Genomic DNA, 241 nt, shown 5'->3' on the forward strand with positions numbered 1-241 from the left:
CAACTGGATCGGCACCATGTGGAAGGGGTCGCTGTCCTTCGAGACACCGATGCTGTGGTCCACCGGCTTCCTGGTCACCTTCCTCTTCGGCGGACTGACGGGCGTGATGCTGGCGTCGCCTCCCATCGACTTCCACGTGTCCGACTCGTACTTCGTGGTGGCGCACTTCCACTACGTGGTGTTCGGCACCGTCGTGTTCGCGATGTTCGCCGGATTCCACTTCTGGTGGCCCAAGTTCACC

1 protein-coding gene is annotated in these 241 nt (G+C 61.8%); it reads left to right on the top strand.

Features of this window, described 5'->3' with window-relative positions; translation table 11 throughout:
- Nucleotides 1-241 (top strand): cbb3-type cytochrome c oxidase subunit I (locus IG88_RS40015; RefSeq protein ID WP_037837598.1); only part of this gene is annotated, 241 nt, incomplete at both ends.

The organism is Streptomyces sp. NRRL F-5650 (assembly GCF_000721365.1).
Classification (GTDB): Bacteria; Actinomycetota; Actinomycetes; order Streptomycetales; family Streptomycetaceae; genus Streptomyces; species Streptomyces ardesiacus.